8 protein-coding genes and 1 pseudogene are annotated in these 7,288 nt (G+C 53.8%); 4 read left to right on the top strand and 5 right to left on the bottom strand.

Translation table 11 applies throughout. From position 1 onward, the window contains the following. Positions 1-513: pseudogene (locus tag K5905_RS22905) on the bottom strand (phytanoyl-CoA dioxygenase); the annotation flags it as partial. A 73-nt stretch (positions 514-586) separates the two neighbouring features. Further along, the gene (locus K5905_RS22900) at positions 587-2,401 is read right to left on the bottom strand and encodes an aminopeptidase P family protein (protein ID WP_297588190.1); all 1,815 of its coding nucleotides are present in this window, start codon (positions 2,399-2,401) and stop codon (positions 587-589) included. A gap of 247 nt (positions 2,402-2,648) precedes the next feature. Between K5905_RS22900 and K5905_RS22895 the strand changes: the two genes are divergently transcribed. Continuing rightward, complete coding sequence (locus tag K5905_RS22895) at positions 2,649-2,852, top strand: hypothetical protein (protein WP_297588188.1); 204 nt, start codon at positions 2,649-2,651, stop codon at positions 2,850-2,852. Between the two features lie 106 nt (positions 2,853-2,958). Here K5905_RS22895 and K5905_RS22890 read toward each other — a convergent pair whose 3' ends face one another. Continuing rightward, on the bottom strand, positions 2,959-3,849 hold the full coding sequence (locus K5905_RS22890) for a 50S ribosomal protein L11 methyltransferase (protein WP_297588185.1): 891 nt from the start codon (positions 3,847-3,849) through the stop codon (positions 2,959-2,961). A gap of 246 nt (positions 3,850-4,095) precedes the next feature. Here K5905_RS22890 and K5905_RS22885 point away from each other — a divergent pair, with 246 nt between their 5' ends. The 3 genes from K5905_RS22885 to K5905_RS22875 all read left to right on the top strand — a co-directional run bounded on the left by K5905_RS22885 (position 4,096) and on the right by K5905_RS22875 (position 5,771). Beyond that, on the top strand, positions 4,096-4,416 hold the full coding sequence (locus K5905_RS22885) for a multidrug efflux SMR transporter (protein WP_297588183.1): 321 nt from the start codon (positions 4,096-4,098) through the stop codon (positions 4,414-4,416). A 27-nt stretch (positions 4,417-4,443) separates the two neighbouring features. Continuing rightward, positions 4,444-5,076, top strand: coding sequence for a cysteine hydrolase (locus tag K5905_RS22880; RefSeq protein ID WP_297588181.1), 633 nt, complete (start codon positions 4,444-4,446; stop codon positions 5,074-5,076). 131 nt (positions 5,077-5,207) lie between these two features. Then, positions 5,208-5,771: a tetratricopeptide repeat protein gene (locus K5905_RS22875; protein ID WP_297588179.1), complete on the top strand. Its 564-nt coding sequence runs from the start codon at positions 5,208-5,210 to the stop codon at positions 5,769-5,771. A gap of 55 nt (positions 5,772-5,826) precedes the next feature. Here K5905_RS22875 and K5905_RS22870 read toward each other — a convergent pair whose 3' ends face one another. Together K5905_RS22870 and K5905_RS22865 are read right to left on the bottom strand one after the other, a co-directional pair. Then, entirely contained in the window at positions 5,827-7,164 is a 1,338-nt protein-coding gene (locus K5905_RS22870; protein ID WP_297588177.1) for an ATP-binding protein, read from the bottom strand. Next, a complete protein-coding gene (locus tag K5905_RS22865) occupies positions 7,157-7,273 on the bottom strand; it encodes a winged helix-turn-helix domain-containing protein (RefSeq protein WP_297588192.1) in 117 nt (38 codons plus the stop codon). Before K5905_RS22865 ends, K5905_RS22870 begins: the two co-directional genes overlap by 8 nt. Positions 7,274-7,288: the final 15 nt, after the last annotated feature.

Below are 7,288 nucleotides of genomic sequence, written 5' to 3'. Positions count from 1 at the left end.
CGTCTGGGGATCCTGTGGCCGACTGCCTCCTGGATTGGTTATCACAATGTGCAGATAGACAAGCGGATCACCATTCGTCGAGGCCACATAGCGTAGACTGTTCTGAAAGGGTTTGCTCCAGACAAGCGCACGTAAATAAGGCAGATCTTTCAACACTTTTGGCGGCAGCGGAATAAAACGAGTGACGGCATTTCCCTGACGCATATCCCACGCGTCGAACTTGGTGGTTTCTACTTCCTGCCTGACCCCCGCAAGGTCTTCTGCAGAAAGAAGATCCCGTTTCTCGATGTAGCCGTGTTCCTCATAGGCTGCCCTGTCAGCGGCCGACACAAGGCTCTTAAGCCGTTTCCGACGCCAATCGGCCATCTGTTCGGCAAGTCGGATACGCTTCACATGCAGACCGGCCTCGTTCAATCGCCTGCTGCCGATAATCGGATTGTCACAAAAGGATTTAGCGCCAGATGCAAGTTCCGCCGCAAACAAAGGCATCCTCAAAATTTTCGCTGCGCGCATACCCGCACCTTCGAAACCAGGCTCAAAAATGTCTCAAAATTGGTGGGCCGGGAAATACCGGCCCACCAATTATCTAGATCTCCTTGGTTGCGTTTTCCAGCCAGATCCGCTGTTTGGCACCGACGCCAGGACCGATCACCTCGCGCACCTTCTCGTGATACCGGTTCAACCAATTGCGTTCGGAACTCGTCAGAAGCGCAACGTCCACAAGCCGCAGATCCATCGGTACAAGCGTTATTGTTTCAAATCCAAGCATTGGTCTGTCGCCACCTGGAATATCCTCTGGTTCTGTCACGATTTCCAGGTTTTCCAGACGGATTCCATATTCTCCAGCCGGATAGTATCCAGGCTCGTTGGACAGGATCATACCGGGCTTCAGCGGGGTTGCACCGGTCTTTGCAATGCGCTGCGGACCTTCGTGAACACCCAGATAAGCCCCGACACCGTGGCCGGTTCCATGATCGAAATCGAGCCCTGCCTTCCAAAGGTCGATGCGGGCGAGTGTATCCAGTTGTGCACCGGATGTGCCTTCTGGAAACTTCGCGGTCGAAATTGCAATATGCCCCTTGAGTACGAGCGTGTAGTGCCTCTTCATCTCGGCACTGACATCCCCGACAGCTAATGTCCGGGTGATATCCGTCGTGCCGTCTTCATATTGAGCACCGGAATCGATGAGGTAAGGTTTTCCAAGCGGGATTTTCAGATTGCTCGCCCGGCTGACCCGATAATGACAGATTGCGCCATTTGGACCAGCACCGGAAATCGTGTCAAAGGAGATATCCTTCAAGACGCCTGTTTCACGCCGAAATTCCTCCAGCTTCTCCGCAACACCGATCTCGTCCAGTTCGCCTTTTGGTGCTTCCTCGTCAAACCAGCACAGAAAATTCACATACGCGATCGCGTCCCTGATATGTGCAGCGCGAGCACCTTTCAGTTCTGCATCATTCTTCACCGCCTTGGGCAAAAGGACAGGATCTTGCTCTTCCACAAGCGTTCCGCCCGAATCTGTAATCGCATCGGCGATACCAATCCCTGCCAGGGCCGGGTCAATCATGACCTTTGATCCGCGTTCTCCCAAGGTCTTCAGTCCGCCAACGAAATCCCCAGGCTCAGCCAGATTGGTCAAGTCTGACAGAGCATCGCGAACCGAATTGGAAAGCTTGCGGCTGTCAATATAGAGCGATGGCTTGCCTTTGGCCGGAACGGTTGCAAAAGACAAAGGCAGAGGGGTATGGCTGACATCGGAGCCGCGAATGTTGAACAACCAGGCGATAGAATCGGGCTGCGTCAAAACGCAGGCATCAGCTTTTTTGTCCGAGATCGCTGATTGTATTTCGGCAATCTTGTCCATTGACGCTTTTCCGGCGAGCTCAACGGGATAAAGCGAAACCTGTCCAACCGGAGGCTGAGGGCGATCCTTCCAGACATTGTCGACCGGATTATCTTCCAGCAAGACAAGCTCCGCGCCGGCTTCTTGGCAGATTTTCTTGAGACGCCTGACTTCACGCACCGTATGCAGCATGGCATCAATGCCAAGTTTTTGCCCCGACTTCAGCCGAGTCGAAAGCCAGTCGCTTACAGGTTCGGTGATAAGATGCTGTGCTGGGAAGACGTCCTGATCAACCTGTTCACGAACCTGGATCGTATAACGGCCGTCGACAAATATCGCAGCCTCGTCTGCCAATACGGCCGCAACGCCGGCCGACCCGCCAAAGCCCGTGAGCCACTGCAATCGACAATCGTGCGGCGGCACATACTCGCCCTGGTGCGCATCTGCGCGAGGCACAAGAAATCCGTCGAGACCACGACGGGAAAGTTCGGCTCTGAGAAGCGCTGCATGCGGCGCTCCGCAGGAGGGATCACTGAGATCATCGAAGGACTGAAACATGGCCGAACGGTAGATTGACCGCCTTGTTGGATCAACCCAGATAATTTTTCCGACTTCCCCCAAATAGGAGAAACAATTTTTCGGAAATTTGCAGCGCAGCATTTTGTTCGCATATGCGAAACATGCAACGCTGTCATGCGTTTGCAGACCTACCGGAACCACTATTGAAGCGGCATATTGAGATTAACAACAAACAAAGACGTTTCTCCCTAGGGAAGTCTTGATCTTCAAAATGGGAATAATCACGATGGCTATGGCAACAACCACTTCTACCCGTTCCGGCAGCGGCTTCATGCGCCGCGCGTTCGATCGCATGATCGAAGCCCGTTCCGTTCAGGCCCGCCGTTATGTCAACGGTTACTTGCTGTCCCTGGACGACGCGACCCTTGCCTCGCATGGCTACGACCGCGAGGAGCTTGAGCGCGAAGGCGCATCTACGAGCGCATTCTAAGGGGCTCAGGCGCTGATTTCAGCGAAAACACTGTGCGCAAAAAAGAGCTTGGCAGTTCAACTGCCAAGCTCTTTTTGTTTGAACTGATTTTGATCTTCAATAACGATCAGGCTGCCTTGCGACCTCTCACAAGCGTCAGCGTCAGCCAACCATCCTTTTCCCTGCGTCGATCCAGAACAAATCCCTGACAGCGGTAAGCAAACAGAATCCGCGGACCGTCCTCCACACGTAGTCCCGAAAGCACCAGAGTTGCGGTTTGCGCCATGTGTTCGCCAACGGATTTGGACATTTTCATCAGCGGGCGCGCCAGAATGTTGGCAATTACCAGATCGAACGGACCGTAGAGCCGGAAACGCCGATCTTCCATGCCGTTGGCCGTGAAACCCCGCACCAGATGACGTGCACCGTTCAAACTTGCGTTTTCAAGAGCCGTTTTTGTTGCGATTGGGTCGATATCAGTCGCCAGAACCACCTGCCGCGCCTTTAAGGCTGCCGCAATCGCCAGGACGCCGGTTCCGGTTCCCAGGTCCAGGATGCTGTCATATTCACGCAAGGATAGCAGACGGTCGATTTCCTCGAGGCAACCCGCTGTCGTGCCGTGATGGCCGGTCCCGAAGGCAAGTGCTGCTTCAATTTCAAGTCCGATTGCCCCGGGCGGCACCTTGTCCCGGTCATGTCCACCATGCACCATGAAGCGCCCTGCCTGAACGGGCTTGAGACCTTCGAGGCTTTTTTCAACCCAATTGATGTCCGGCAGTTCTTCGGCATCCAGCGGTGCAGCAAACGCATCGGCACCAACCCGGTCGCGCACCTGTGCGGCAGCTTCTTCCGGGTCCACGTCAAACAAGAGGATCTCGGCAGCCCAGATCTTTCCGTTCGGCGTGGCCTCGTACACCGTCACCGGATAGCCTTCGTCCTCAAATGCCCTTTCCAGGACATCCGAAATCCGTTTGGCTTCCAGTTCTTCTGCCGTGATCCGAACCCGGATTGTTTTCATGGATCTGTGTGCCTTCGGTAATTGCGTTCAAGGCGTGCGGTATAGCTTCACGGGCAGGTAAGAGCCAGAGGTTTTCTGAGCACACACGTGTTCATTTCCAATTCTTTCCCATGCAATCAACCCAAGAAGCATTGACGAAAACGGGAGCATTTCCTATGTCAGAGCAAAGGAGGACGACTTCCGGCACTCATCCAAAGGGATTTGAGTGCGATCTGTCCCGGGACGACCCGGAGATCGGATACGGACATGTCGTGGATTTTTCTTCTCGTTGCCAGTGTATTTGAAGTCGTGTGGGCCTTTTCGCTGAAGACCACTGACGGCTTTACGAGGCTCACCCCTACTCTCATCACTATCGCCGCCATGGTCACAAGCTTCTGGTTTCTGGCTCTCGCCATGCGCACGCTTCCCTTGGGAACGGCCTACGCAATCTGGACAGGCCTGGGTGCCGTGGGAGCTTTTACGGCGGGAGTGCTGTTCCTGAATGAAGCTTTCACCATGGAGCGCTTCATCGCGATTGCCTTGATTGTTTCTGGACTGACCCTCATGAAGCTGTCGGCGGGATCGTGAACTCTTATGTCATTGCCGGAGGAAATAATGGTCAACACTCAGAACCGAAATCGAAACCTGATCGAAGGCAATCCCGCCCTTGTTGTGATCGACATTCAGGCGAGCACATTCATCGATGACAGCGAGCTTCGGTCAATCGACAATATGCCGGGATACAGGCAAAGAATGCTGAACTCCCGGCAGGCAATCGATACAGCCCGCGCATTCAACATACCCGTCCTATTCATTCAGGAGCTCCACAGAAGGGACTTATCCGACTTTGGCCGTGAATTGGACGGACAGGAAGATGTGCATTGCCTGGAAGGTGAGCCGGGAACAGAACTTGCTATCAGGGAGATGGACGTTCGAGCCGATGACATCGTGATCCGAAAACGACGCTACTCGGCTTTTTTCGGAACGGATTTCGAAATCATGCTCAAGGCTTTGAAAGTTGACACGCTTTTGTTGTGCGGTGGGCTCACGGATGTTTGTGTTCACTACACATTTGTTGACGCTCACCAGCACGATTATTTCTGTCGTGTGATTGAGGATTGTGTTGCAGGGTCGTCTCTCCCGGCACATGAGGCTGCGTTGAACGCGATCGAATATCTGCAATCTGGTGCAAGACGGTCATTGCCGGACGTCCTGGCAGCAATGAAAAACCTGCCAATGTCGGACTGAAGATTCAGGCCTGAAACGGCGACCGGTCCTCTGCGGGAGAACTGGTCTTTTTTCGCTACAGCCCCACATTCTTTCTCAAGAGCGGAAATTACCTGATCAGGTGCAAAATGTCAGAGTGTCAGACAACCAGAATGGGTTCGTGTCTCCTGCAGCTAATGACAGGACTGGTGTTTCTTGTACTGTTTTTGGGGTTCGCTGGACCTCTCCATGCGACGACCGCACCTCAGGCAACGGAACACGATGCCTTGTTCGAGGCCTTGAAAAACGCGCCGAATGAAGCGGAAGCACAGCTCATTGAAAACAACATCTGGATGGCGTGGCTGGATGCGGCTCCGACTGCGAAGATCAGATCAAAACTCGACACTGCAATGCAGCGACGGGGTCAGTATGACTTTCAGGGTGCCAGGGAACTGCTTGATGAAGTCGTGAATGATGCACCTGATTTTGCCGAAGGCTGGAACCAACGTGCCTTTGTGTTTTTTCTTCAAGGCAACTATGAAGCCAGCCTGGAAGACATCGAGCGGACATTGGCGTTGGAGCCACGCCATTTCGGTGCCCTTTCGGGGAGAGCAATGATCTACATGACGATGGGACGTGTGCAGCTGGGTCAGGACTCTCTGCGCGAGGCCGTCAAGATCCATCCGTATCTCAAGGAACGCAATATGCTGATTGAGCCCAAGGGTCTGGATCTATAGGTTATCGCCCTGAAATCGAGGTGTTCAATTCTGATTTCTCTGAAATGCTCTGACGTCAGGCCGCAGGGAACTGCAGTCTGACGGTCAGCCCGCCACCCTTGGTCTCCCGCAATTCGAGAGATCCGGCAGCAGCTTCCACAATTGTCTTGCTGGTTGCCAGGCCAAGACCAAATCCGGTTCCCTGATGAACTTTGCGGGCCTGATCTCCCCTTTCAAATGGTTCCTGCAACCGCTCTCGCTCCGACTCGGGAATGCCGGGCCCGTGATCGATAATGTCGATCCAGACCCGTCCTCCCTTCAGGCCGGCATTTATCTCGACGGCAGACGCATATTGGATCGCGTTATCGATAAGATTTGAGATCGCCCGCGTGAGCTCGGCATTTCTGGCCAGAATGGTGAACCTGCCCTGCCAGCGGGTTTCTATTGAAAAACCGAGATCAGCATATTGATCGGATAGTGATTGCAGCAGACTTGGAATGTCTATTCGCAGTACCGGTTCCGAGCTGGATCCGTCACGCAAGAAGTTAAGTGCCATTTCGATCTGCTGTTCCATTATGTTCAGATCTTCAAGGCTCCTGTTCCTGATATCGCTGTCCTCAAGAAATTCCAGACGCAACCGCAATCGTGTCAACGGCGTCCCCATGTCGTGACTGATGGCTGCCAGCATCCGCGTGCGCTTGTCGACAAACTCGTTGATCCTCAATTGCATGCGATTGAAGGCTCTGGCAGCGACACGTATTTCGTTCGGCCCATTTTCGGCAATCGGGATCGGGGTGGTTGACCTTTCACCAAACGTTTGCGCGGAGGCGACCATCTCAGATAGTGGCTGCACCAGACCTTTGGCGACCCAGCTCATCAGTCCGAGAAAGGTAATGCCGAGAAACCCGAAAAACATGTAGAAGGGCAAGTCTCTAATCGGAAAAGGAGGCGGTTCAATTACCCATTCTGCAGCAACCAGGCTGCCGTCACGAAGGCGGAAAAAAACGCGCGGACAAAGCCCGGTTCCCAGTTTTCGGGGACCAACCACATACTCGATGCGCATTCCGAACAAGGTTGCTCCGGACGTGAACGGGCCAAACCCATCGACCCGGTTGACTTTCATCTCATTGATCAGAGCTTCCTCGCCGACCAATTCAATCTTGAGATCGGGAACTTCCTGAAGCAGTTCCTCAAGCACCTGCGGTCGGTTCTCTGACGTCGTCTCGTTCAACTTTGCAACTGCTACGCTCACCAGGTGACCGGGCATAACCGACAATCGTTCCGCTTCATCGAACCTTAGGAAGGAGACAACGACACCGCCGACGACAACCATGAACAGGCTGGCCCCCACCATGAGCGCAAGAATTTGGCACCGCAGAGAATTTGGACAGATGCCTCGAAGCAAATTAACCATCGCGTGTCACCGGAGCGACAAATTCATAACCACCGGAACGCACGGTCCGGATGAATTTGTAGGCTGCGCCGGCTGCCTTGAGTTTGGAACGCAGCCGACTGATCAAAATATCAATGTTACGGCC

Source organism: Roseibium sp. (assembly GCF_025698965.1).
Lineage (GTDB): Bacteria > Pseudomonadota > Alphaproteobacteria > Rhizobiales > Stappiaceae > Roseibium.
This window is presented reverse-complemented; position numbering and strand designations above follow the sequence as displayed.